This window comes from Pseudoalteromonas sp. M58 (genome assembly GCF_042604605.1).
Taxonomy (GTDB): Bacteria; Pseudomonadota; Gammaproteobacteria; order Enterobacterales; family Alteromonadaceae; genus Pseudoalteromonas; species Pseudoalteromonas tetraodonis.
In genome coordinates this window covers 2011778-2036567 of the sequence record NZ_CP152390.1, presented here as the reverse complement: position 1 = coordinate 2036567, position 24790 = coordinate 2011778, and the positions used below count along the sequence as shown (strand labels likewise).

Here is a 24790-nt window from a genome sequence, read left to right as displayed (position 1 = left end):
TTTTACTTATAGCCAAAAAATCAAATGGTTAAATTTATTAAACACTAACTCACAAGCATGTTTTACGGTTTGAAAATTCCTACTCACCACGTCGTTTTAAACAAAATCAATTTAAAAATGCTTCAAGTACATGCTGGAAATGTGAACGAATTAAACAAATTTAATTCGGCTTTTTCATGCAATAATTAATTTCTTTAAAATCATTTGCTTAATGTTGAATTAGCTATTTTTCATACAAAAAGAGCGGAAAAATGTAGCAAAATTGTAATTTTGCATGTATGGTTTGTTACTACTATGACAGCGCTGTCATGGCGGTAGGCAAAATGATAAACAAAAACCAACAAAATGATTCAAGGGGAATCCTGTGTTAGCTAAAAATTTTAAAAAAAGCTTATTAGCAGTAAATATCGGCTTAGTAATGGGAGCCGGGTTCACTGGTGCTGCATTCGCAGCCGATGAAACTAAAGTTCAAGAAGATGTTGAAGTAATCCAAGTTACGGGTATTCGCGCTTCAAATAAAGAAAACTTAAACGGCAAGCGTTTTTCAAATGCCGTTGTTGATGTTGTAACAGCTGAAGACGTTGGTAAGTTTCCTGATGGCGATGTAGGTGAATCTCTTGGTCGTATTTCTGGTGTCAGTGTATCTCGTCAATTTGGACAGGGTCAGCAAGTATCTATCCGTGGTGCATCAGCACAATTAACACGCACATTACTTGACGGTCATACTGTTGCCTCAACTAGCTGGTTCGATCAACAAGCGGTCGATCGTAGCTTTAATTATTCATTACTACCTTCTGAATTAGTAGGTGGCTTAGAAGTTTATAAATCATCTCAAGCTAATCTAGTTGAAGGTGGTATCGGCGGTACTGTAATTGTTAAAACTCGTAAACCGCTAGATTTAGATGCAAACACTGTATTTGCTAGTGTTAAAGCTGATTACGGTACAGTATCTGAGGAGACAGATCCTGAGCTTTCAGGCTTGTACAGCTGGAAAAATGATGGTGAAACATTTGGTATCTTAGCTGCGGGTTCATTATCAGAAGTAGATTATCAACGTAACGGTATTGAATCGTCAGGTGGTTGGAGTGGCGGTATGGCACCCACAACCTTCCAGCAAGCTCGTGAGCGAACTGCGTATAACGTAGCTATGCAATATCAGCCATCAGACTCGCTAGTTTTAGGTCTAACTTATACAAGTTTAGAGCTAGATGCTAACAATGCTAACTCGCAAATCATTATATTCCCAGGTGATGGTTCATGTGAACAAACGAACGCCTCAGGTAACTGTGTTTCGCGTAATATCGACGGCAATGGCACGGCTTTTTTCCAAACATGGGCGCGTAAAGCAAGCATGAAGTCTGATACTATTGACTTAGATTGGAAATATGACTCAGAGTTATTCACCTTTAAAGGTCGTGTAGGTAAAACAAGCGCAGACAGTGATGTAACAACGGCAAACTATGGTATGTTTGCAAATAACAATAGCGACTTAAATGGGTCTATTGATATGACTGGCGACGTGACTAGATTTAATTTAGCTAATCAATCATACGATGCTAGCATTTTACCTGATACCATCAGCCCACAAACTTGGGCGCCTGAATACAACCCTGATTCAGATGAAGAAAGTTACTTAAATTTAGACTTTGAAATTCCTGTTGAGCTTGGTGTTATTACCGCAATTAAAACGGGCTTAAGATATGCCGATCACAAAGTTGTACAAGATGGTAATGCAGCCAATGTGAATGCCGATTTAGTACCTGTACGTAATGCTAATGAATACTACCCAGGTACCGTGACTGCCGGTGGTGGTTTTGTAATACCTGAACCCGATATGGATCTAATGATTGCTGATTCATTAGCAATGACAGAAGGTTATACAGCACGTCCACAAGCATACGGCACCATAGAAGAAGAAAATTTTGCTTTATATGCGATGGCTGATTTTGACACCGGTGGTATTCGCGGTAATTTAGGTGTTCGTTACATATCAACTGATATTTCGTCAGATTACTATGATTTAAGTGATGAAGGTGTTTACGACTCGACGTTATCTACAGACAAAGCTGATTACAGTGAGTTCTTACCAAGCTTAAACGTGGTTATGGATTTAGCTGACGACTTAATCTTACGTACCTCAGCAGCACAAGTTATCTCTCGCCCTAATTACGCAGATTTATTTGCAACGCGTAATCTAGCGGGTTATACAGATAACCGTCCTTTAAATGAAGTGTTAAATACGGGTAATGTAGGTTTAAGCCCATTTAAAGCGTTCCAGGCAGACATTGGTGTTGAATGGTATTTTGATGACGATGCTATGTTAAGCGTCACTTACTTCACTAAAGAAGTAAGCTCATTTATTTCTACCCAACAACAAACAAACCAACAAATTGGTATCGACATCCCAGTTTATACGACTAACCCAGATGCCGGCGAGCCACCGTGTGGTGCTCAGCAATATGACTGTTGGACAGTAAGCTCATCAACAAATGGTACGGGTGGTTCAATCGAAGGTATTGAGTTCCAAATTCAAGATTCATTCGATAACGGCTTTGGTTATTCATTTAACTACACCTATTCAGATGCGAAAGCACCAGCAGAGAATTACCCAGACCGTGTTGGGGTATTCTCTGATTCATCTAAAAACAGCTATAACGTAGTTGGTTTTTATGAAAATGATGATTTCTCTGCCCGTTTAGCATATAACTGGCGTTCAGAGTTTATTATTCGTGAAGCACCAGGTTGGTACGGTAACCGCGAGCATCAAGACTACGGACAGCTAGATTTCAGTGCAACATACTCTGTAACTGATTACTTAGATGTCACTTTCGAAGGGATTAACCTAACAGAGGAAGACAGCGTTCAGCTGGGTAACAATGATGCATCTACCTCATTACCAAACCCTGATTTACTGAATGACTTCCCTGTGTGGAGTTTTGAAGGTGAAGCACGTTACAAGCTTGGTGTAACAATGCGTTTTTAATACGCTAAATGAGTAAAAATAACCTAGGCCCAGCATTGCTGGGCTTTTTTACGAGGTTAAACTTTATTGGTGATTTATGGATATAAAAAAAGTTGCAATTGTAGGTGGTGGAACAGCAGGGTGGTTAGCTGCAAACCACATTGGCAAAGAGATGCTCAATCGTAAAGGTATATCTGTTATTTTAATAGAGTCCCCAGATATACCGCCAATTGGTGTCGGTGAAGGCACAGTCCCCGATATTAGGAATACCCTAAAAAGCTTTGGTATTCGTGAAGATGAATTTATTAGGCAATGTGATGCAACGTTCAAGCAGTCTATAAAGTTTATTAACTGGATGGATAAGAAAAAACATGGCGAAGGCAACTTTTTTCATCATTTATTTGATGTGCCAAGCCCTTATGATGCCAAGCATTTAACTTCTTATTGGTTAAATAACAAAGAGGAAAGTCAAAGTTATGCGCAGGGCTTATCTTCTCAGCATGTTATTTGTGAGGCAGGCTTAGCACCTAAAAATATTACTAATGCTCAATATGAAGGGGAGTTGGCTTACGCGTATCATTTTAATGCAGGCAAGTTTGCACAACTACTCGCTTGTAATGCAAAAGAAAAATTTTCTGTAGAGCATATACACACCCATGTTACACAGGTAAAGCTTGGCGTTGACGGCGCTATTGCTGCACTTATTACAGATAACAATGAAGAGCTTGAGTTTGACTTTTATATTGACTGCTCAGGCTTTGAATCTTTACTTATGAGAAAAGCGTTAAAGATTCCTTTTGTTGATGTATCTGAGAGTTTATTAATTAACAGCGCATTAGTGGTACAAGTACCAACCAAAGCCGATGATGCTATTCCTCCTTATACACTTGCCACCGCTCATCAAGCTGGCTGGATTTGGGATATAGCGCTCACCAATAGGCGTGGAGTCGGTTTTGTTTATTCAGATAACCATATGACGGATGAACAGGCACATGAAAAACTTGACCGTTATTTAGGTGACAGTAAGCAAGATCTTACCTACAGAAAAATACCAATGCGGGTCGGTTACCGGAAAAAGTTTTGGCATAAAAATTGTGTTGCCCTTGGCTTAGCGCAAGGGTTTTTAGAACCATTAGAGGCAACGTCAATATTATTAACTGACTTTTCAGCTAAATTTTTAACGTTGCGCTTCCCATCATCAACAACGCAGCTAGAGCAATTAGAAGAGCGTTTTAATCATGCTATGGGGTATGCATGGGAGCGGGTGATTGATTTTATTAAACTTCACTACTGTATATCAGACCGCACTGATTCAGCTTTTTGGATAGCAAATAAAAACCAAGACACTATTTCCTCGTCATTAAAAGAAAAACTTAATTTGTGGAAAGAGTTTACCCCAGTCAGAGATGATTTTTTTAGTCAGTTTGAAGTGTTTTATCTAGAGAACTTCTTATTTGTACTTTATGGAATGAATTACAATACTAAGGCGTCTAACAGCCCCGGTAAAGAACAGGCACACTGTTTAGCGCGTTTAAAACAAAGAGCTGAGATTGATCACTATTTAATAAATAAGCTTCCTGATCACAGAGCGCTTTTAAATAAAATTAAACAGTATGGGCTTCAGTCAATCTAACCCTTATCTTACACTTGCAAAAGAGGCTATCGACAGACGGCCTTTTTTAGCATCGGCTAAGCAGCTTTGCTCAGAGTAAATATTTGCACTGTGTAATAAGTTACCTTGGTAAATAACTAGGCGATTAAATTTAGCATCTATTTTAAACACCTGCTCAAATAAGCTAGTGGTACCTGCTAAATAGCCTTGATGTTCATCAGGGTTATTTTTAACATCGTTAACTATATCTGCCAATAGTGGTTTGTGTTGCTCTTTAAATTCAATAATGTTTTGCGGTATGTATTTATAAATACTGGTGCCACCGAGTTCCTCACCAGATAAATAATGCACAAACGCATAGTCTCTTTCATCACATGAATCGATATGGGGCACTTTTTGATCGACAATTAAATTAGCCGGTTTACATGAAACTAATGAAAGCAAACTTTTATGAAGAATAGACTCGTGGTAGTTTTTGTTTTCTATTTTAGGCAGTATTTCATTTTGAAAAAATGCGTGCAGCAACCTCAAGTACGGTTGTGGCATATTATCGCGGATCCCCGGATAAAAGGAATTATCTGAAAACATAGGATTAAAGTAAGCTATGTTATGGGCAAAATTCATTACACTACTTGTATCTAAAAGAAAATCATCAACAACGTAAGCGTATACCTGTGTGCCAGGGATCATCAACTTTTCAATTTTTAACTGTGGATTTATGGTTAAATTTTTCATTTTTAAGGTCTAATTTTTGATGAGAATATTTAAGTGTAAACATCTTACCTCGCTGTAAAATTAATATATCACCTCTGACAACGCTGTCAAAGCTATCAGCGAGTGTATTTAATGGCTAATAGACCAGTGAACGTTGGCAAAAGTAACGTTTTTTATATATTTGTCTAAATAATCAGCGATAATGTTTTTGTTAATTAATAACGTACAAAATGACACAAAATTTTCACTTCCTTTTTGTCACCAAAACCATTAGCCTTAGGCCACTAATAGTAATAAATCAAATTAATAAATAACGGAGCAGTAACATGGCGGAGCAACAAGTACAGCCTTTACACAACGAAAAACATGCCAACACTAAAATTAAAAATGGCATCAATATCGAATTTATGAAAACTCAACACTTAGTGCCAGTTGTAGCACACGAGTTTGCGCGTATCGCCAATGAGTTTCCAATGTCTTTTGTTAAAAATAACGAAACAGGTACTTTTCAAGCGGTTGCTATGTTTGGCCTAGAGCCTGGCGAAAACTTATTTGTTGATGGCGACAAATGGACAGCAGCATTTGCACCTATGGCAACAACGCGTTACCCATTAGGTTTAGTAAAGCACCCTGAGCAAGATCAATTTGGTATTGTAATTGACGAAGCGAGCTCATTAGTTGGTGAAGAAGAGGGTAATGCATTATTCGAAAACGGTGAAGAAACTGATTACCTTAAGCGTCGTAAAGAAGCGTTAGTATCGTTCATTGAGTTTTCACAAGTCACTGATGCGTTCACTAAATTTCTTGCTGATAAAGAATTACTAGTAGCACAAACGCTAACGGTTGATATTAAAGGCGAGAAAAAAGACATCAACGGTATTTACCTTATCGATGAGAAAAAACTAAATGAGCTAAGCGATGCAGACTTTCTAGAGCTTCGTAAACGCGGTTATTTAGCACCTATCTATTCTTTCTTAACGTCTACTCACCAAGTAGCACGTTTAGCACGTTTAAAAGCGCAACAAGCGTAATTTTTAAACAGAATTTAAAAAGCGCCTCAGGGCGCTTTTTTTATGCCATTAAACTCAGTTCACTTGAAAAACCCCACGTAACCATTCACATTAGTTTTAATCTTAACTAACAAAAGAACGCACAATGAAAAAATCACTATTACTAGGACTGCTTTGCGGTAGTTTAATGAGTGTGAGCTCATCTGCATTGAGTGCGAGCACGCCGTTTGCCATTGCGATTCATGGCGGGGCAGGCACAATCGAAAAAAGTAAATTTACACCTGCTCAAGAGCAAGCTTACCGCGATAAATTAGCTCAAGCTGTTGAGGCTGGGTATAAGGTACTTGAACAAGGCGGAGAAAGCCTTGATGCAGTCACAGCAGCCATTGAAGTGTTAGAGCAATCGCCTTATTTTAACGCCGGACGCGGCGCGGTATACACCTATGATGGTAGCCATGAGTTAGATGCCTCTATTATGGATGGTCGTAACCGCCAAGCTGGAGCAGTTTCGGGCATTAAGCACATAGAAAGTCCAATTAAACTTGCCCGTTTAGTGATGGAAAAATCAGTGCATGTGATGTTAAGTGGCCAAGGTGCAGAAGAGTTTGCTAAAGAGCAAGGCGTTAGCTTAGTAGAGAATAATATATTTGATACAAAGCATCGCTATGAAGCTTTATTAAAAGCAAAGGAAAAACTAGAGGCGAGCAAAAGCACCAATAAAGATTATCAAGCAGCGCACAAGGCGTTACCCGCTAATTATAAAATGGGGACTGTGGGTGCGGTGGCACTGGATAAACAAGGTAATTTAGCCGCGGGTACGTCAACTGGCGGAATGACCGCAAAACGTTTTGGCCGTATTGGTGATGCACCAGTTATTGGCGCGGGTACCTTTGCAGAAAACGCCTCGTGTGCAGTATCGGCAACCGGCCATGGCGAATATTTTATTCGTTATAATGTGGCAAGCGATATTTGCGCACGAGTAAAATATCAAGGTAAAACCATTGCCCAAGCCGGGGATGAAGTAATAAATGGGGTGCTTAAACCGATTGGCGGCACAGGCGGTGTTATTATTGTTGATACAAAAGGCAATATTAGCCTGCCGTTTAACACCACAGGCATGTACCGTGCGAGTAAATCGAATACGCAAGCGACTTATGTAGGTATTTTTAGCAACGAATGAGCGTTTTTCTTTAGTGGCTGGAGGTTTATATAATAATCCGCTGATTGTTATGTCCTTTACAGGATTAACCCCAGCCATTTAATTTGCTACAATCGGGGCTCTTTGACTAATTTTTATAAGGTATGCAGGTGGTAAACCTAGGTCAGTTGTTTGGCGAGCTAAAAACGTGCTTAAAAAAAGATCAATTCAGTTTTAAAAAGCGCCTTCATGGCGTAAAAAAAATTACCGACGAGGCAAAACTTACCAGTGCGCTTGAAAAAATTACGGCTGATATCAGTCGCAGTCAATCGCTTCGCGAGCAGCGTTTAGCTGGGCTACCTAACGTTACTTATCCTGAGCAATTACCGGTCAGTCAAAAAAAAGACACCATTAAAGAAGCCATTGCTAATAATCAAGTGGTGATCATTGCTGGTGAAACCGGCTCAGGTAAAACCACACAAATTCCTAAAATGTGTTTAGAGTTAGGCCGCGGGGTTGATGGGTATATAGGCCATACTCAACCTAGACGTTTAGCTGCACGTAGCGTTGCCAATCGTATAGCAGAAGAAATGCAATGCGAGCTTGGTCAGCAAGTGGGTTTTAAAATTCGCTTTAGCGATCAGGTTTCTAATAACAGTTATATAAAACTGATGACCGACGGTATTCTATTAGCTGAAATACAACAAGACCGTTTTTTGAATCAATACGACACCATTATTATTGATGAAGCGCATGAGCGCAGTTTAAACATTGATTTTATTTTAGGTTACCTTAAAAATTTACTTCCTAAACGTCCTGACTTAAAAGTTATTATTACCTCAGCGACCATTGATCCAGAACGTTTTTCTAAGCACTTTGATGATGCGCCAATTATTGAAGTATCAGGCCGGACATTCCCTGTGGATGTACGCTATAACCCCATCAGTGATATCCAAAAAGAAGACATGGAAGCCGAAGGCGACCAGTTACAGGGGATTTTTGATGCGGTCGATGAACTTTGCGCTGAAGGCCCCGGTGATATTCTGATCTTTTTAAACGGTGAGCGAGAAATACGCGACACCGCCGATGCGCTAAGTAAGCGTAATTTAAAACACACCGATATATTACCTTTGTATTCAAGGCTATCGAACGCTGAGCAAAATCGTATTTTTGCGCCGCATTCGCGCCGCCACATTATTCTCTCAACCAACGTCGCTGAAACATCGCTAACGGTGCCAGGTATTCGTTATGTTATTGACCCGGGTACGGCGCGTATTAGTCGTTACAGTTACCGTACAAAGGTTCAACGTTTACCCATAGAGCCTATTTCGCAAGCTAGTGCTAATCAGCGAATGGGGCGTTGTGGACGTGTTGAAGCGGGTATTTGTATTCGCTTGTATTCAGAGGACGATTTTTTATCACGTCCTGAATTTACCGATCCTGAAATATTGCGTACTAACTTAGCGTCAGTTATTTTACAAATGCTGGCATTAGGGTTGGGTGATATGGCGCAATTTCCTTTTGTGCAAGCCCCAGATAGCCGTAACATTAACGATGGTTTAACACTGCTTGAAGAGTTACAAGCGGTAAAAGAAGCTAAACGTCATCAAAAAACCAGTTTAACGCAATCTGGTCGAGAGCTGAGTCGTTTGCCAGTGGATCCGCGTTTAGCAAAAATGGTGCTGACTGCGCATAAGCTGGGTGCATTGCGTGAGGTGATTATTATTGTTGCTGCGCTCTCAATTCAAGACCCACGAGAACGACCACAAGAAAAACGCCAGGCAGCGAATGAAAAACACGGTCGCTTTGACGATCCAGACTCTGACTTTATCGCCTTTTTAAACTTGTGGAATTACCTCGAAGAGCAGCAAAGTGAGCTGACCAATAGCCAGTTTAGAAAGCTATGTCAAAAAGATTTTTTAGCGTATATGCGCATTCGTGAATGGCAAGACATCGTTTATCAAATCAGCACTGTGTGCAATGAAATGAAAATGAAAGCCACCACTAATGTTGCAGACAGCGAGCTTATTCACAAAGCACTGTTAAGTGGCATGCTCAGTCATATCGGTTTTAAAGACGAAAAGCAGCTGTATAAAGGCGCACGTAATAGCCAATTTCATATTTTTCCAGGATCTGGCTTGTTTAAAAAGAGCCCCAAGTGGATGATGTCGGCTGAATTGGTAGAAACCAGTAAACTCTATGCCCGTATTAATGCCAAAATAGATGTGAACTGGGTAGAACCGTTTGCTCAACATTTGGTAAAACGAAGCTATACAGAGCCACACTGGGAGAAAAAGCCCGGTGCAGTCATTGCCTTTGAGCAACAAACACTTTACGGCCTGCTTATCGTTAATAAACGCCGGTGTGTGTATAGCAAGATTGATCCTAAAGTAAGTCGCGAATTATTTATCCGCTCGGCGCTGGTTGAACAAGAGCTTGGATTAAATGAAGCATTTTTAGCGTATAACCGCGAATTAATTGAAGATATTCAAGTGCTCGAAAACAAGTCTCGTAGACGCGATATTTTAGTTGATGAGCAAACCTTGTTTGAGTTTTACGAGAAGAAAATACCCAGCGATATTAACAATCGTGCTGCGTTTATTAAGTGGTATAAAACACAAAAACAACAAGACAAACACTACCTGCACATGACGCGCGAAGAGCTCATGCAACATGGCGCCAGCAGCATTACCGAATTTGACTACCCAGATACATGGCAGCAAGATAATTTGATGCTGCCGCTTACCTATCACTTTGATCCAGGCCAAGCGGTTGATGGCGTTGCCGTACAAATACCCGTTGCACTGTTAAACCAAGTGCAAGAAAGTGGCTTTGATTGGCATATACCGGCATTTCGTCATGAGTTAATTTGTAGGTTAATTAAGTCATTACCAAAGTCATTGCGTCGTAACTTTGTTCCTGCGCCCAATTATGCCGATGCGGTGTTAGCGGCTATAGAGCCATTACAAGGCTCGTTAATCGACTCGCTAAGCAATCGATTACTACGTATGACCGGCGTCCGTGTAGACCCTGAGGCGTGGGATTTAACTGCGCTTGCTCCGCATTTAAGGCTACAATTTGAAGTGCGCGATGAACACGACAAGCTACTGGCACGTGGACTCGATTTAGCTAAACTTAAAGCGCAGCTACAAGGCAAGGTCACCGACACCTTATCTAAAGTCGCCGACAAAGGCATAGAAAAAACCGATTTAACACAGTGGGATTTTGGAGAGTTACCAACATCCTATGTGAAAAAGCAAGGTCAGTACGAAATTAAAGCGTACCCTGCGCTGGTGGATAAAAAATCAACGGCGGCAGTGGAGTTATTCGATAACGAAATTAAAGCGCAATTAGCGCACCAGCAGGGGTTGCGTCGTTTAGTGTTATTAAACGTGCCATCACCCATTAAATACCTGCAGCAAAATTTACCAAACAAGGCTAAGCTAGGGTTGTACTTTAATCCTTTTGGTAAAATTGCCGATTTAATAGATGACTGCATTGCATCGGGTGTTGATAGCCTATTAGTTAAATATGGTGATATTCGTACAAGTGATGCATTTGAAACGGTTAAAGAGCATATTCGCGGCGAATTAGGCGACACCGTAGTAGCAATTGCAACCCAAGTAGAGCAAGTACTGAGTATTGCTCATGCGCTGCATAAAAAAATGAAAGGGCGAGTAGATTTAACCATGATCACTGCCCATGGCGATATTAAATCTCAGTTAGAATCGCTTATTTTTAAAGGTTTTGTGAGCCAGCATGGGGCGGATAAGCTCGGCGATTTAATTCGTTACTTAAAAGCGATTCAAAAACGACTAGAAAAGCTACCCGTTGACCCAAATCGTGATAGATTATGTGTGCTAGAGCTTGAAAAAGTGGCGCAAGAATATAAAACACTGACGAATAAAACCCCTAAAGGAATGCCATTGCCTGATGATGTTGAGGCTATTTTTTGGATGCAGCAAGAATTACGCGTATCCTTATTTGCGCAAACCTTAGGTACACCTTATCCAATTTCAGCAAAACGTGTGTTAAATGCGATAAAAGAAATTGAATAATCCCTTTATTCGCTATTAAGCTAGGGTCTGTTGACCTTTGTGGATTAAAATTTGTTCAAACTAAGGGCGGTTTAATCGCGGCGCGAGGTTTGTAACCTAGTGGGCTAAGTAAAAACCACACCACATAGGCTCTGCCTTGCCTAAATACCAAACAGGCTACTGCAAATTCAACCTTGAACGGTCAACAGACCCTAAGGGACTAACTTGAGAAGGAAATGACATTGCTATGTCCTCATTACTAAAACACCAAGCGCGACAATTGTTAGTGGTTGATGATGAGTATTTCAATTTTGAAATACTCAAAGCAGGGTTAGCATCAACATTTGATTTAAGCTATGCTGATTCTGGTAAAAGTTGTTTAGCATCTGCCATTGCTAATCCGCCTGATATTATTTTGCTTGATGTATGTATGCCGGGGCTTGATGGTTATGATACCTGTCGAATACTTAAACATACGCCAGAGACAAAACACATTCCGGTGGTGATGATATCAGGACTTGAGTCAGAGCTTGAGCAACAAGCAGGCTTTGACTCAGGGTGTGATGCTTACGTTGTAAAACCTTTTTCTATCGCCGTACTACGAGAAAAAATTAATAATATTGTGTAGAGGGAATTATGTTTACTGAAGATAAGCGAAACTACAGACGTATGCAGGTTAACACACCCGCTAAGTTAACCTCGATTGAGCCCGTCGCAGGACTAAGTTACACAGGCACCTGCCTTGACTTAAGTGCAACAGGGCTCTCCTTGCAGCTCGATGATTTATTAGAGCTTAACTCAATTTTATCGGTTGATATTGCATCAACCCATCCAAGCATTGCACCGTTAAAAGCCACTGCAAAGGTGATACGTGCCAGCACAGAAGAGGATGGCACGATAACCGCGGGGCTAGAAATTATTGAGTTTAACTAAAATTAGTGTTTAGTAAACCTTACAAATAAGGCCTTTAAGATAAAAGCCTTCAGGGTAGCTGCCCGCAATAGGGTGGTCAGCTGCTTGATTTAAGCGCTCCATGATCAGCAAATCTTTACCTGCATCAAGTGCTGCATCTGCAACCACTTTTTGAAACAAATTTTGTTCCATTAAACCAGAGCATGAGAAAGTAAGCAGTGTGCCGCCTGGTTTTAATATTTGCATCGCAATCATATTAATGTCTTTGTAACCCCGACATGCCCCAGTTAACTGCGCTTTATTATCAGCAAATTTAGGCGGATCCATCACAATCGTATCAAACATCACGCCGTCTTCACGGTATTGGCGCAATAACTTAAATACATCTTGTTTTACAAAGTCGACTTTATTTAAATCAAGGTTGTTATGTTCAACATTGCGCTTTGCTGTATCAAGAGCTGGTTGTGAAACATCGACATTGGTTACATGCTTACAGCCACCACGCAGGGCATAAAGAGAAAACGTCCCCGTATAACTAAAGCAATTTAATACGGTTTTATCTTTTGAAAAACGCTCCAGCGCAGCACGGCTATCACGTTGATCTAAATAAAAGCCGGTTTTATGGCCTTCAAGAATATCAACTTCAATTTTTAAACCATTTTCTTCAATGATAACTGGCGCTGTGGGTTCATTACCCCAAAGCACTCCTTTAATTGGCTCCAAGCCTTCTTTAGTACGCACATCTACATCTGAGCGCTCATAAATATTTGAACCTGGGAAAATAGCCATTAATGCGCCAACAATTTCACCTTTGTGGCGCTCAGCACCGGCACTGAGTAACTGACAAACCAAGGTGTTATCAAATTTATCTATGGTAACACCCGGTAAATAATCGGATTCAGCGGCGCAAAGCCTAAAACCGGTCAGTCCACCTTCTTCAATCGCATGACTGCGCGCCTCTAAAGCACGACGTAGGCGACGCTCGAAAAAATGTTGATCAATGACTTCTTTTTCATCAAAGCTCCAAACACGCGCGCGAATTTGTGAATGCGGGCTGTAAGCCGCGGTGGCTAAAAACTTACCTTCACTGTCGTGTATGGTTACCGTGTCACCTAATCCAGGTTTACCTTTAATTTTTTTGATGGCTTTAGAAAATAACCAAGGGTGTTTTCTTTTTAATGATTTATCGCGACCAGCTTGCAGGTAAACGGCAGATGACATAGGGCTTCTCTGTAGTAATAAATAAGCGCTGTATTTTAGTCAAGCCACGCGCAACATACAATGAATGTTTTGCAAGGGCCTTATAAATCGCGTTAAAGTAGGGGATATTACCTCGTTTAAATAGATTTTTGGAAGCTCGGTGAACAATTTAGCCCTTAGCCCTTCATTAAAGCAACTTGATCAGCAATGCAGAGAATTTATAACAGCGCTTATCCATGCTGATGTAGCCCATGATATCACTCATATTGAACGCGTTGTCCGTGTCGCAGTTAAATTATGCACTGCTGAAAAAGCCAATATGAATGTTGTTTTACCTGCTGCGTGGTTACATGATTGTGTGGCCGTAGCAAAAAACCATCCCGATAGGGCAAAAGCTTCAATGATGGCTGCCGATAAAGCGATTAGTTTTTTAGCGTCTATTGGCTATGATGAAGCGCTATTTGATGATATTCACCACGCCATAGCCGCGCATAGTTTTAGCGCCAATATTGCTATTAAAACCGTTGAAGCACAGATTGTACAAGATGCTGACAGAATGGATGCCTTAGGGGCTATTGGTGTTAGTCGTTGTATGAAAGTGGGGGGCTCAATAAGCCGACTTTTGTACAATCCTAATGATCCATTTTGTTTAGAGCGTGAACCTGATGATAAACAGTACACCTTAGATCATTTTTTTATAAAGTTGCTGCATATTGCAAAAAGTATGAATACACCTTCAGCTAAAGCTGAAGCACTTAGAAGAACAGATTATATGTATGACTTTTTAGAGCAGTTAAAATCTGAAATTGGAGGGTAAGACAGTGAGGCCAAAATTGAGCGGTATTGATCATTGTCATTTAAATGTTCAAAGCCTCACCCAAGCCGTTGATTGGTATGAAAAGGTGCTTGGTTTTACTGTAGTAGAGGAATTAGCATTTTGGAATGAAGAAGGCAAAGGCCCTTTAACGCTTGAAGATGAAAACGCATCCACACGTTTAGCTTTATTTGAGGCGCCAGGGCGAAGTAAAGGAATCGCTTTTGCTGCAACCGGTGAGCAATTTATAGCGTGGTTAGCACATTTTGAGCAGCTTGAAATTAAAACGATACTGGCTGATCATGGCGTGACTTTTTCTATGTATTTTAAAGATAACAGTGGCAATAGCCATGAGATCACTTCCCATGACTACCGCATTATAAAACAGCATTTTCCAGCTGTAGCGTTAGGCTCTCACAATGCCAAAAGAGGCTAGGTCCTGTTGAACTTTGTGCAGTAATATTTGTTCAAAAAAGAGACGATTTAATCGCGTTCTTGATGAGCCTTTTTTATCGCTAAAATAGCGTCAATTTTGCTAATAAAAAGATCAACCAGTTGAGGGTCAAAGTGTTTTCCTGCTTGTTGTTTCATATGCTCTAGTGTTTGCTCAATGCTCCACGGCTCTTTATAAGGACGTTTTGATGTAAGTGCATCAAATACATCAGCAATCGCTACAATCCGCCCCTCAATAGAGATTTCCTCGCCTTTCAATCCATTAGGATAACCTGTGCCATCCCATTTTTCATGATGTTCAATAGCCAATACATGGGCAAGTTGCAGTAAGGGGGAAGGTGAGTTGGCCAATATTTTAGCCCCTATAGCGGCATGCTCTTTCATGTGTGCAAATTCGTCGGGGGTTAATTTGCCAGGTTTTAACAGTATCGAATCAGGAATACCTATTTTTCCGACATCGTGCATTGGCGCAGCTTGGCGTAATAATTCTGCGTGTTGTTCGTTCATTCCCAACGCTAAAGCAAGTACTTTGCTGTATTGGCTCATTCGTGCAATATGCTCACCCGTATCGGTATCTTTATACTCTGCCGCGCGACCCAATCGCTCAACTAAATCTACATGTGCTTGTTTTAGTTGCTCGGCTTGTACTAAAGAAAGATGAGTTTTTACCCTTGCCTTTACAATCGCAGGGCTAATAGGTTTGGTTATATAGTCAACCGCACCTAGCGAAAACCCTTCCGATTCATCTTGTTCTTGCGTGAGTGCGGTGACAAAAATGACCGGAATGTGTGCGGTTTTAGGATTAGCTTTTAAAATTTTGCACACTTCAAAGCCATTCATATCTGGCATCATTACATCAAGTAAAATGAGTTTTGGCGGATCGTTTTCTATTAATTGCAGTGCCACAGCCCCCGATTTAGCAAACGATAAACGGTAGTTACTCGCTAAGACCTCGCGCATTACTTTTAAATTTGCAGGTTCATCATCGACGATTAATATTCGCGCCTGACTTATCGATTGATCCATCGGTATCCTCAGAAGAGCTAGTTATTGAGTGTTGTTAATAATGCGTTGAGCTGTGTTTGTGCATTATCAAATTCAAAGTCATTAAACTGCTCATAAATATTCAAAATAGCAGCTTTGTGTTGTTCGGGTGTTATTCTTTCAATATAACTTAATAACGTATCATCCAACTCTGCTCGTTTAGCTTGGCTGAGTAAAAGCGTTAATTGGTGAATAAATTCAGCATCTGACACGGTTTCTTTTTGTAATTCATTCTCTTTAAAAGCAATGTGTAAGTGTGATAATTCATCTGCTAGCTGCTGCCACTCTTGCTGACATTTTAATATGCACTGAGTATAACTGGCTATATCACGTTGTTTTTCAGCTTGCGCAATTAAGTAAGATAAATTATTGAGCGCTAAATTACCGGCAAGGCCTTTTAAATTATGCAAAATATGAGCATGATGCTTGTCGTTTAGCTTAGTGGTCGCCAAGGTTTGCATACTATTTTGATGCTGAGCTAAAAAGAGTGCAATCTCTTTGAGATGTTTCTCTTTGCTGCCCCACATTTTTTCGCCTTTATTAAAATCTATACGAAGTTTTGAATCTAATGGATCGTTAGTTACTAACTGGCTGATAGCAAGCCCAAGCACCCGCGCTATTTCTTGGTTGAGTTGGTTTATGTCAACGGGTTTGGTTGTAAAACCATTCATACCCGCTTGTTTGGCTGTTAGCTTATCTTGCTGTAGCACACTGGCCGTTAAGGCAATTATTGGCGTGTGCTTTAGTTGTTTTTGCTGCTCTAAAGAGCGAATTGATGCTGTGGCACTGATCCCATCACATTTAGGCATATGAATATCCATTAGGATAATATCAAAGCGATGCTGATTAAACATGTCAATGGCCTCAAAACCATTATTTGCTTTACTTACCTGATGGCCTGCTTGGGAAAGCATAATAGTGAGTAGTTCGATATTTTGTTCAATATCATCCACCACTAAGATTTTTAATGGGGGTAAGCTAAATGCGTTTCTACTAATGGCTTGCACCTGACTTTTTTCGCCTGGCTCAAGCCCAACAGTAAAGGAAAAACAGCTACCTTGACCAAGGGTACTTTGTGCATATATTTTGCCGCCCATTAATTCAACCAGCTGCTTACTAATTGTTGTGCCAAGCCCTGTGCCACCAAATCGGCGTGTTGTGGTGCCATCTGCTTGCTCAAAGGGTTTAAAAATAGCCTCAAGGCGACCTTTTTCGATACCTATACCACTATCTTGTACTTCAAATAAAATGGGTTGATTGGGTTTATGAGTAACCGAAACAGTAACATGGCCTTGCTCAGTAAACTTTATCGCATTGCCGATTAAATTGGTTAGCACTTGGCGTAAACGCGTATCATCACCAAAATAAAATGGATTTACATTGTCAGCTATTTTTAAAATGAGCTGTAAGTCTTTGCGTTTTGCATCAAGCCAAAATGTCGACACAATATTATCGAGCAATTCTTGCAAGTTAAAATGTACTTTTTGAATTTCGAGTTTACCTTTCTCTAGCTTTGCTGAGTCAAGGATATCGTTGAGTAAATGCAATAAAGAACGCGCAGCGTTATTAACGGTAATAATTTGTTTTTGTTGTTCTTTATTAAGCGGACTATCCATTAAAATATCACTAAAGCCAATAATTGCATTCATGGGGGTACGTATCTCATGGCTCATATTTGCCATAAAAGACTGTTTAGCTTGCGCGGCTGCTTCAGCCTCGTATTTAGCTTGCTTTAAGCTTTGCTCATATTCATGGCGCTTGGTTATATCAACTAAAACGCCATCAACCCAGCGTGTATCATCTTTAGAGTTAGTGATAATACTTGCTTGATCAAGTACCCAAATAATATTGCCGTTGCGATGGCGAATGCGATACTCAATTGAGTATTGACTGGTCGATGCAACTGCTTGATCAATCGCTAAAGAAATAGCCGCTTCATCTTCTTTAACAATAAGCTCGGCAAAGGTAATACGCTGCTCAGTAAATTCTTCAGCGCGATAACCCGTTAGTTCATAGACGCTAGGGCTGATAAACAACATACTCCAGTGTTCATCTAACAAGCAGCGAAATACCACACCGGGCATATTGTTCATTAAGGTACGGTATTGTCGCTCTTTTTCAATTAAGCTTTGTTGTAACGCTCTTTGCTCAGTTAAATCGGTAATAAAGCCCACAAACAATGTTTCAGTTTGTAATTGCTTTACTTCACCAATCCCTAAGCGAATTGGAAATTGATGACCATTTTTATGTTTTGCCCACACATCGCGATTAACACCAATAACACGTTTTACCTCATGGTTTGTTGTATTTTTTAAAAAAGCATCGTGTTGATTAGCAATATCATCAGCCATTAATATTTTTACATTCTGGCCAATGACCTCATTATCTTGCCAGCCAAAAATTGTTTCTGCGGCTTTATTAAAGCTCAAAATAGTGCCTTTAATATTGATAGTAACGATGCCGTCAATGGCAGTTGATAAAATAGCATCAAGGCGAGACTCTTCAGCTGATTTTTTCCCCAACAGCATTCTGTAACGGATCATGCCATTGATGATCACAACCACCGCTGTTAATAAAAGCGTGGCGAACGACACACTAATAGCAATAAAGGTTAGATGTGATTGGTTTGTTTGCTCGTTAATTATCGGGCTTGTTGCAATAAATCGCGTAGCAGCCATGCCCATATAATGCATACCAGCCACGGCAAGGCCAAGAATAAGGGCACAAATAATACGATTATGCACAGGCGTTAATTTTTTAAAGTGTGCTGGTAAATGAAAACGTGTATAGAGACTTATAAAAGACAGCAGCACTGCAACAACAATTGAAGCGCCAAACCATATTGGATCATAACGAAGTAAAGGACTTAATTGCATCGCGGCCATACCGCTGTAATGCATGGTGCCAACACCCGCGCCAAATAAAAGAGAGCTTAGAATTAAATTGATAATACGAGGCTTAGAGCTATATGTTTTCAAACAAGAAAAAGCAATGGTACATGCCAGTAAAGCCGGTATAAACGACACAAAAGTGAGTGTGGGATCGTATTCAATTGTAGTGCACAAAGAAAATGCCAGCATAGCAATAAAGTGCATGCTCCAGACCCCTCCGGCAAGGACTAAGGCTGCGGTTATATTGGCTAACTTTCGATAAGATTTAAAATGTGTATTATTTGCTAAATCGATAACGTGCAAAGAAAAATAAGCTGCAAAAATTGCGGTGAGTATAGATAGTGTCACTAAACTTGGGTCGTATACACCATTAATAATTAGGCTTGGATCTGGTTCGTTTATAAAAAAATTAGCTAACATCAATCATTCACATAATAACTCTTAAATTCAGTCTAATATAAAATACAATAATAATCACAAGGTATTGAGTTATAAATTACAAAAGTAACGTAAGTGTTTTAAGCTCTAAACCATACTATTTATTGAGTAGCACTAAATCCATTGTTATTAAAATGGCATTTAGTAGGGATTATTTATAGATTAGCCGTTATGGTACAAGGTAAAATAAAACCCAGTGGTTAATTATAAATAGGCAGCATTCATTGTTGGATTACACTTTAAAGCGTAGTAAGCGAAGAAAAACAGTGGCTATCAAAGTCGCACAACGTGAGCTTACGGTATATGCGCCCCATTTTGTAACGAAAACACAAATTAATGAATGGCTGTTAAGTAAACAGGACTGGATTGATGCTCAGTTACATAAGCAACAAATTCAAGCCGATACACGACAGTTTCCACTCAAAACCCAGAGTATTAAATTATTTAATGAAGCTGTTAATGTGCAATTTGAAAACGCAGTACGCACTCAATGGCAGCAGCACAATGAAAGCCAAACGCTGTTACTGAGTATTTCTTCACGTGTAAAGCATCAAACGCAAATGTATCAAAGTTTGCTAGAGCAGTTTTTGCATGAGAAATTAGAAAGCTATATTGAAATGCGAGTTAACGATTATTGTCAGCTGATGGGTGAAAAGCTACCGAGTAATATTCGTATTCAATTGTATAAACGTCGCTGGGGTAGTTGTAATCGCAGGCGTGAACTAACCTTCAACTTACACTTGGCAAGTGCACCGACATGGGTTATTGACTACGTGATTGTTCATGAATTAGCACATTTAAAATATTTAAATCACAGCGCTCAATTTTGGCAACGTGTGGGATTATTTTATTCAGATTATAAACAAGCAAGTAACTGGTTAAACAATCATGGTATGAGTTTACAGTGGGTATTTGAATAAAAAGAAATAAGGTAGAGAAGAGAAGTGGTGGAGGGAGCTGGATTCGAACCAGCGAAGGCTGAGCCGTCAGATTTACAGTCTGATCCCTTTGGCCGCTCGGGAACCCCTCCACACTAATTGTTATTGCATTTGGCCCCACTTAACTTAGCCTAAGAAAAGTGGTGGAGGGAGCTGGATTCGAACCAGCGAAGGCTGAGCCGTCAGATTTACAGTCTGATCCCTTTGGCCGCTCGGGAACCCCTCCAATGCAACGCGGCAGATAATAGCAAACTTCTTATTTAAGTAAAGAAAAAAGCTAAAGAAAATTCAAATTTAGCCGATAAATACTTATTAATTAGTTAAATAGGCTAAAGTCTATGCAGATTGGTGATTTGTTAATCACGGAGAGCCAGTTAAAAACGAGGCTTAACGAAAGTGTGCACGAAAACCGCCGAGGCGAGTTTGCACTTTTATTAGCAATGCTCTCTCACGATGCACTCGATTTTAGTGAATTCCACCTACCCAAAAGTGACACTAAGCATGATCAAGCTGATGAAAATGCTCTGCGTAAACAATTTGGCGCAGGTCCAAAGCAGCCATTAGCGCCAGATACCTTTAATATGTTAATTGGTAAAAATAACACAGAGCTTTTAGCAAAAATGGGAAGCGCTGTAGGGATGAGTGATATAAAGTTAACTCAGTGCTTAAAGCCTGAGCCATTTAATATTCGTGATGATAAAAACCACATTCCACTGACTGTCATTGATAACTGTGAATTAGCGGTACGTCGACGAATTCAAAATACCAACACCGAGTTATCAAACCCTCAAATGGATGCGGTGGCATTTTATGATGATTTACAAAATGAAGCTATCCACCAGCCATTACATTTGTTTAGTGCCTAATTATATGTGTTCAATTGCTGCTTTATACATGCCATTTGATTGTAATAAACTGTGTTTATAGTAGTAAGTAACTATTGGTTTTATAGGTGCTTTATTTTAATAACTGATTTAATATAAAAAAAGCATCCAAAATTTAAATGCAATTGCTATAATGGCGCAAATGGTATGACATTAAATGCCATTATCATTAAACCAAGGTAATTAGGAACGTAATGAAGAAAACATTCACGCTGAATCATGAGAAAATCAAATACCCTCGTATGGTTGATGCTGCAAAGCATGAAGTGAAAAAATATTTGAAAAGAGAACGTAATAAAACTTTACCTGTTGATGCCGACTACTGGGCATTTGATTGTAAGTTTGGTAACACGGCTGAAGAAGCCCAAGTGGTTCACGTTGCTGAAATTAACAATCACATCAGTGAAATTGAAAAGCAAGGTTTAACTTCTTTTTACTTAGAGATTTTAGCAAGACCTGCACAGCGTCAAGATTTCGATGAAGATGATGGCGAGTAAAACGCTAATTTGCGTTTAGTGTAGTTTTTGAAAATGGGCCTTGTGGCCCATTTTTTGTAGCTGAAGTTTATACACTATGACATTTTTTGTATTTTTTATTACTGCCACAAGGGCACGTATCATTACGTTTTACTTTAATATCGGCAACCGGTGTAATCTCACCATCAAGGTATCGCCATTGTCCATCTTCTTTAATAAACCTTGAATTTTCTGCCAACTCGCAATATAAATCTTGATAAAAGTAGTGAGCTTTAAATGTAACAAATCCTGTTTCATCATTATAACCAGAGTCTAATACGGCTAAGTTTATAAAACGGCAACTATTTGCAAAATCTTTAATTTCTGAAATTGAATTTTCAGCTTGTTTTTCTTTTGCATAACTTTCACGAACAAAAACCGCGTTTTTAACAGCATAAGCACTGTAGCGTGCACGCATAAGTTGCTCTGGTGTGTGTGGCTGTTTGGTTTTTAAATGAAAAGGCTCGCAGCAATCAGCATAAGGTTGCTGACTGCCACAAAAACATAATAGGGCGTTAGAAGTCATGATAAATGTACTGTGTATTAAAACGCTAGTTTATCAAGCTTATTGCGTAAGTGAAATCTCAGAATGAGCGCTTTTTTTGCTAAAGCAATACAACTTAGTGCGCGTATGGCTCAAGTTTAATGATAACTGCGACAGTTGTTGGTTATTTATTATGTCAGTCCAGGTGATCACCGCGGCAAAATTTCCATTGTGAAGTGCAGAACTTAAAACATACTCTAAATTAACTAAATGCTTTTGACGAATAACCAGTAATTTACTGGTATCAATTGAGCATGAATCAAGTAGCGCTTTGCTCGGTACGTTATCTGGTGCTATTAACAGTGTCCATGCGTTTAGGCTGTTGTATTGGTGTAATACTTTTAATAACTCAAACGTTGCTGAAATTTCATCTTCAATTTGTACAACGTTAACACAATCTGATTGGTCATCTTGCTGGTAGCTTTTAACTGTTCTTACGGTAATTGGCTGTAACATAATCTTCTCACTCACTGGGTTTTTATACAGTACATTCATACAGTAGTTTATACAGTTGTTTGGTGCAAGTGTTTTTTGCTATTTTTTTGTACAGTTATTCATCTTAAAACGCGACAGTTACTATAAATATACAAATAATCTATATATAACAAAGATTTAATTTTTATTGGATATTAATCCCCACAGAATTAATTTTAAGGCTGGGAGCAAATAAATACAGATGAACAGGGGGTATACAGTAGTTTAAATTAATTAAGCGTGCTTGCTTTGGCTATAAACGCTTAATTAATTTACAGATGAAATGAGTTGCTGGGCAATGAAATTATTTTTCGCTACTAGAGGGGATCAAATGTGAAAATTGTAACTGGTGAATTTGTTCATACAGGCTGGCTGCGTAGCATTGAGCATCTTTAAGTCGTTTGGTACTAATATGTTTTCGTATATCGCTCATTGCTTCTATGGCAGGTTCATAGCCTTGACTACCGGCTAAGCTAAGCCACGCAGCACCATGAAATACACTTTGCGGCACACCTTGTCCTTTTATAAAAAACAGCCCTAAATAAAACTGCGCGCGATAATTTCCTGCCATTGCTGCCAAACGCATCCATTTTGCGGCTAAGGCGCCTTGTTCATTTTTAAGGTAATAAAGGGCTTTATTTAATGTGTCTTGATCGGTGTTTTTAGAGCTCGCAGGGAGATTTGCATCGCTTGGTTGCGTTACAAAAGAAAGAATGTTGTCTAATTGTTGCTCTAAGTCTTGGCCACTTGGTGTCGTTTTGATCATGCTACTTCGTTTGTTATTTTAATCACTTAGCTAGTTTAGTATATAGCAAGGTAAAATGTCCTGTAAAAAGTTATTTTTATGCTAAAATCTCGCCACTTTTTACAACCACAAGTTTATTATGCTCGAAGCCTTATTCAAAATCCGTGCAAATGATTCTTCGGTTCGCCGTGAATGTATTGCCGGTATGACTACATTTATTACGATGGTTTATATCGTATTCGTAAACCCAGCTATGCTTGCGGAAGCCGGTATGGACCAAGGTGCTGCTTTTGTTGCCACCTGTATTGCTGCTGCAATAGGGTGTTTTATTATGGGTTTGTGGGCCAATTATCCACTGGCATTGGCACCGGGTATGGGATTAAATGCATTTTTTACCTATGGTGTTGTATTAGGTATGGGTTATAGCTGGCAAGCTGCGTTGGGTGCGGTATTTATGTCAGGGTGTATATTTTTAATTCTAAGCTTATTTAAGGTGCGAGAGTGGATTATTAATGCAATCCCTCTGGTGCTCAAGCAAGCAATAGCAACGGGTATTGGCGCATTTTTAGCTCTCATCGCACTTAAAAGTGCCGGTATTATTGTATCAAGTCCTGCAACACTGGTGCAGTTGGGTGATATTACCTCGCCTGGCCCTTTATTGGCTATTTTCAGCTTTTTTGTTATTGCTGCACTGCTTTATCGCGATTTTAAAAGTGGCGTACTGATTAGTATTTTACTAGTCACCGCGATTGCTGTGTCTATGGGGTTAGTGGAGTATCATGGTGTTATTGCTATGCCACCTTCTATCATGCCGACCTTTATGCAACTGGACTTTAGTGCCGCGTTTGAACTGTCGATGTTGAGTGTTATTTTTGCGTTTTTATTCGTTGATTTGTTTGATACCTCAGGCACGTTAGTTGCGGTAACTCAGAAGGCTGGTTTAGCAGATAAAAACGGTAATATGCCGCGTTTAGGTCGTGCATTAAGCGCCGACAGCACAGCAACCATTGCAGGTGCAATGCTCGGTACTTCAACAACCACGTCATACATTGAGTCTGTTGCAGGTGTATCTGTTGGTGGTCGAACGGGTTTGACCGCTGTGGTTGTGGGTTGCTGCTTTTTACTGATGATGTTTTTTGCGCCTTTAGCTCAAATGGTGCCTGCATACGCAACCGCGGGAGCTATTTTATATGTATCTGTATTGATGCTACAAAACTTAAAGTTTGTAAATTGGGACGACATGACTGATGCAATTCCGGTGAGTGTTGTATTATTAATGACACCGCTGACTTTCTCAATTGCACACGGTATTGCACTTGGTTTTATTTCTTATACGGCGGTAAAAGTGCTGTGTGGCAAAAAAGATCAGGTAAGCATTAGTGTTTGGATTTTAACTGCCTTGTTTATTGTTAAGTTCGCATTTTTATCTTAATGCAGGCAGCTTGTTAGAATATGTATATGTTCT

At 39.7% G+C, this 24790-nt stretch carries 20 protein-coding genes and 2 tRNA genes; 13 read left to right on the top strand and 9 right to left on the bottom strand.

What is annotated here, in order from left to right:
• Nucleotides 1-364 precede the first annotated feature (364 nt).
• Together AAGD16_RS09315 and AAGD16_RS09310 are read left to right on the top strand one after the other, a co-directional pair.
• On the top strand, nucleotides 365-2983 hold the full coding sequence (locus AAGD16_RS09315) for a TonB-dependent receptor (RefSeq protein ID WP_033104402.1): 2619 nt from the start codon (nucleotides 365-367) through the stop codon (nucleotides 2981-2983).
• 76 nt (nucleotides 2984-3059) lie between these two features.
• Entirely contained in the window at nucleotides 3060-4595 is a 1536-nt protein-coding gene (locus AAGD16_RS09310) for a tryptophan halogenase family protein (protein ID WP_377111361.1), read from the top strand.
• A 3-nt stretch (nucleotides 4596-4598) separates the two neighbouring features.
• Here the strand turns inward: AAGD16_RS09310 and AAGD16_RS09305 are convergent, their stop codons facing one another.
• Nucleotides 4599-5309: a DUF6445 family protein gene (locus tag AAGD16_RS09305; RefSeq protein WP_024601129.1), complete on the bottom strand. Its 711-nt coding sequence runs from the start codon at nucleotides 5307-5309 to the stop codon at nucleotides 4599-4601.
• A 305-nt stretch (nucleotides 5310-5614) separates the two neighbouring features.
• On the opposite strand from AAGD16_RS09305, the gene AAGD16_RS09300 reads away from it, so the two are divergent.
• The 5 genes from AAGD16_RS09300 to AAGD16_RS09280 all read left to right on the top strand — a co-directional run bounded on the left by AAGD16_RS09300 (nucleotide 5615) and on the right by AAGD16_RS09280 (nucleotide 12406).
• Nucleotides 5615-6319, top strand: coding sequence for a SapC family protein (locus tag AAGD16_RS09300; RefSeq protein ID WP_013465241.1), 705 nt, complete (start codon nucleotides 5615-5617; stop codon nucleotides 6317-6319).
• Between the two features lie 124 nt (nucleotides 6320-6443).
• A complete protein-coding gene (locus AAGD16_RS09295) occupies nucleotides 6444-7478 on the top strand; it encodes an isoaspartyl peptidase/L-asparaginase family protein (RefSeq protein WP_377111356.1) in 1035 nt (344 codons plus the stop codon).
• Nucleotides 7479-7606: 128 nt separating this feature from the next.
• The gene (gene hrpA, locus AAGD16_RS09290; protein WP_377111353.1) at nucleotides 7607-11494 is read left to right on the top strand and encodes an ATP-dependent RNA helicase HrpA; all 3888 of its coding nucleotides are present in this window, start codon (nucleotides 7607-7609) and stop codon (nucleotides 11492-11494) included.
• A 226-nt stretch (nucleotides 11495-11720) separates the two neighbouring features.
• On the top strand, nucleotides 11721-12101 hold the full coding sequence (locus AAGD16_RS09285; protein ID WP_013465238.1) for a two-component system response regulator: 381 nt from the start codon (nucleotides 11721-11723) through the stop codon (nucleotides 12099-12101).
• A gap of 8 nt (nucleotides 12102-12109) precedes the next feature.
• Nucleotides 12110-12406, top strand: coding sequence for a PilZ domain-containing protein (locus AAGD16_RS09280; RefSeq protein ID WP_013465237.1), 297 nt, complete (start codon nucleotides 12110-12112; stop codon nucleotides 12404-12406).
• A gap of 9 nt (nucleotides 12407-12415) precedes the next feature.
• On the opposite strand, the gene AAGD16_RS09275 is transcribed toward AAGD16_RS09280, so the two are convergent.
• Entirely contained in the window at nucleotides 12416-13606 is a 1191-nt protein-coding gene (locus AAGD16_RS09275) for a class I SAM-dependent methyltransferase (RefSeq protein WP_013465236.1), read from the bottom strand.
• Between the two features lie 139 nt (nucleotides 13607-13745).
• On the opposite strand from AAGD16_RS09275, the gene AAGD16_RS09270 reads away from it, so the two are divergent.
• On the top strand, nucleotides 13746-14402 hold the full coding sequence (locus tag AAGD16_RS09270) for an HD domain-containing protein (protein ID WP_377111348.1): 657 nt from the start codon (nucleotides 13746-13748) through the stop codon (nucleotides 14400-14402).
• A gap of 4 nt (nucleotides 14403-14406) precedes the next feature.
• Nucleotides 14407-14835 (top strand): VOC family protein, encoded by a 429-nt coding sequence (locus tag AAGD16_RS09265; RefSeq protein ID WP_028835037.1) that lies wholly within the window; start codon nucleotides 14407-14409, stop codon nucleotides 14833-14835.
• Between the two features lie 47 nt (nucleotides 14836-14882).
• Here the strand turns inward: AAGD16_RS09265 and AAGD16_RS09260 are convergent, their stop codons facing one another.
• Complete coding sequence (locus AAGD16_RS09260) at nucleotides 14883-15878, bottom strand: two-component system response regulator (protein WP_028835038.1); 996 nt, start codon at nucleotides 15876-15878, stop codon at nucleotides 14883-14885.
• Nucleotides 15879-15895: 17 nt separating this feature from the next.
• Nucleotides 15896-19207, bottom strand: coding sequence for a PAS domain S-box protein (locus tag AAGD16_RS09255; RefSeq protein ID WP_377111344.1), 3312 nt, complete (start codon nucleotides 19205-19207; stop codon nucleotides 15896-15898).
• Nucleotides 19208-19452: 245 nt separating this feature from the next.
• Between AAGD16_RS09255 and AAGD16_RS09250 the strand changes: the two genes are divergently transcribed.
• Entirely contained in the window at nucleotides 19453-20145 is a 693-nt protein-coding gene (locus AAGD16_RS09250; protein WP_028835040.1) for a M48 family metallopeptidase, read from the top strand.
• A 25-nt stretch (nucleotides 20146-20170) separates the two neighbouring features.
• On the opposite strand, the gene AAGD16_RS09245 is transcribed toward AAGD16_RS09250, so the two are convergent.
• Nucleotides 20171-20255, bottom strand: a tRNA-Tyr gene (locus AAGD16_RS09245).
• A gap of 49 nt (nucleotides 20256-20304) precedes the next feature.
• A tRNA-Tyr gene (locus AAGD16_RS09240) sits at nucleotides 20305-20389 on the bottom strand.
• 112 nt (nucleotides 20390-20501) lie between these two features.
• Here AAGD16_RS09240 and AAGD16_RS09235 point away from each other — a divergent pair.
• Both AAGD16_RS09235 and AAGD16_RS09230 read left to right on the top strand, forming a co-directional pair.
• Entirely contained in the window at nucleotides 20502-21029 is a 528-nt protein-coding gene (locus AAGD16_RS09235; RefSeq protein WP_058154866.1) for a VC2046/SO_2500 family protein, read from the top strand.
• Between the two features lie 212 nt (nucleotides 21030-21241).
• Nucleotides 21242-21544 (top strand): DUF6172 family protein, encoded by a 303-nt coding sequence (locus AAGD16_RS09230; RefSeq protein ID WP_008113037.1) that lies wholly within the window; start codon nucleotides 21242-21244, stop codon nucleotides 21542-21544.
• 67 nt (nucleotides 21545-21611) lie between these two features.
• Here AAGD16_RS09230 and AAGD16_RS09225 read toward each other — a convergent pair whose 3' ends face one another.
• The 3 genes from AAGD16_RS09225 to AAGD16_RS09215 all read right to left on the bottom strand — a co-directional run bounded on the left by AAGD16_RS09225 (nucleotide 21612) and on the right by AAGD16_RS09215 (nucleotide 23346).
• Nucleotides 21612-22088, bottom strand: a complete 477-nt coding sequence (locus AAGD16_RS09225) for a YchJ family protein (RefSeq protein ID WP_090492276.1) — start codon at nucleotides 22086-22088, stop codon at nucleotides 21612-21614.
• A 39-nt stretch (nucleotides 22089-22127) separates the two neighbouring features.
• A complete protein-coding gene (locus AAGD16_RS09220) occupies nucleotides 22128-22562 on the bottom strand; it encodes a SulA-like leucine-rich domain-containing protein (protein ID WP_013465228.1) in 435 nt (144 codons plus the stop codon).
• Between the two features lie 322 nt (nucleotides 22563-22884).
• Entirely contained in the window at nucleotides 22885-23346 is a 462-nt protein-coding gene (locus AAGD16_RS09215; RefSeq protein ID WP_033104392.1) for a sel1 repeat family protein, read from the bottom strand.
• 118 nt (nucleotides 23347-23464) lie between these two features.
• Here AAGD16_RS09215 and AAGD16_RS09210 point away from each other — a divergent pair, with 118 nt between their 5' ends.
• Entirely contained in the window at nucleotides 23465-24757 is a 1293-nt protein-coding gene (locus tag AAGD16_RS09210; protein ID WP_008113045.1) for an NCS2 family permease, read from the top strand.
• The last annotated feature ends 33 nt before the right edge of the window (nucleotides 24758-24790 follow it).

Bases quoted from the DNA above. Each gene is read 5' to 3' on its own strand.
- AAGD16_RS09305 (WP_024601129.1), bottom strand. From the start codon at position 5,309: ATGAAAAATTTAACCATAAATCCACAGTTAAAAATTGAAAAGTTGATG.
- AAGD16_RS09235 (WP_058154866.1), top strand. From the start codon at position 20,502: ATGCAGATTGGTGATTTGTTAATCACGGAGAGCCAGTTAAAAACGAGG.
- AAGD16_RS09220 (WP_013465228.1), bottom strand. From the start codon at position 22,562: ATGTTACAGCCAATTACCGTAAGAACAGTTAAAAGCTACCAGCAAGAT.
- AAGD16_RS09280 (WP_013465237.1), top strand. From the start codon at position 12,110: ATGTTTACTGAAGATAAGCGAAACTACAGACGTATGCAGGTTAACACA.
- AAGD16_RS09275 (WP_013465236.1), bottom strand. From the start codon at position 13,606: ATGTCATCTGCCGTTTACCTGCAAGCTGGTCGCGATAAATCATTAAAA.
- AAGD16_RS09255 (WP_377111344.1), bottom strand. From the start codon at position 19,207: ATGTTAGCTAATTTTTTTATAAACGAACCAGATCCAAGCCTAATTATT.
- AAGD16_RS09295 (WP_377111356.1), top strand. From the start codon at position 6,444: ATGAAAAAATCACTATTACTAGGACTGCTTTGCGGTAGTTTAATGAGT.
- AAGD16_RS09300 (WP_013465241.1), top strand. From the start codon at position 5,615: ATGGCGGAGCAACAAGTACAGCCTTTACACAACGAAAAACATGCCAAC.
- AAGD16_RS09210 (WP_008113045.1), top strand. From the start codon at position 23,465: ATGCTCGAAGCCTTATTCAAAATCCGTGCAAATGATTCTTCGGTTCGC.
- AAGD16_RS09230 (WP_008113037.1), top strand. From the start codon at position 21,242: ATGAAGAAAACATTCACGCTGAATCATGAGAAAATCAAATACCCTCGT.
- AAGD16_RS09310 (WP_377111361.1), top strand. From the start codon at position 3,060: ATGGATATAAAAAAAGTTGCAATTGTAGGTGGTGGAACAGCAGGGTGG.
- AAGD16_RS09225 (WP_090492276.1), bottom strand. From the start codon at position 22,088: ATGACTTCTAACGCCCTATTATGTTTTTGTGGCAGTCAGCAACCTTAT.
- AAGD16_RS09285 (WP_013465238.1), top strand. From the start codon at position 11,721: ATGTCCTCATTACTAAAACACCAAGCGCGACAATTGTTAGTGGTTGAT.
- AAGD16_RS09260 (WP_028835038.1), bottom strand. From the start codon at position 15,878: ATGGATCAATCGATAAGTCAGGCGCGAATATTAATCGTCGATGATGAA.
- AAGD16_RS09215 (WP_033104392.1), bottom strand. From the start codon at position 23,346: ATGATCAAAACGACACCAAGTGGCCAAGACTTAGAGCAACAATTAGAC.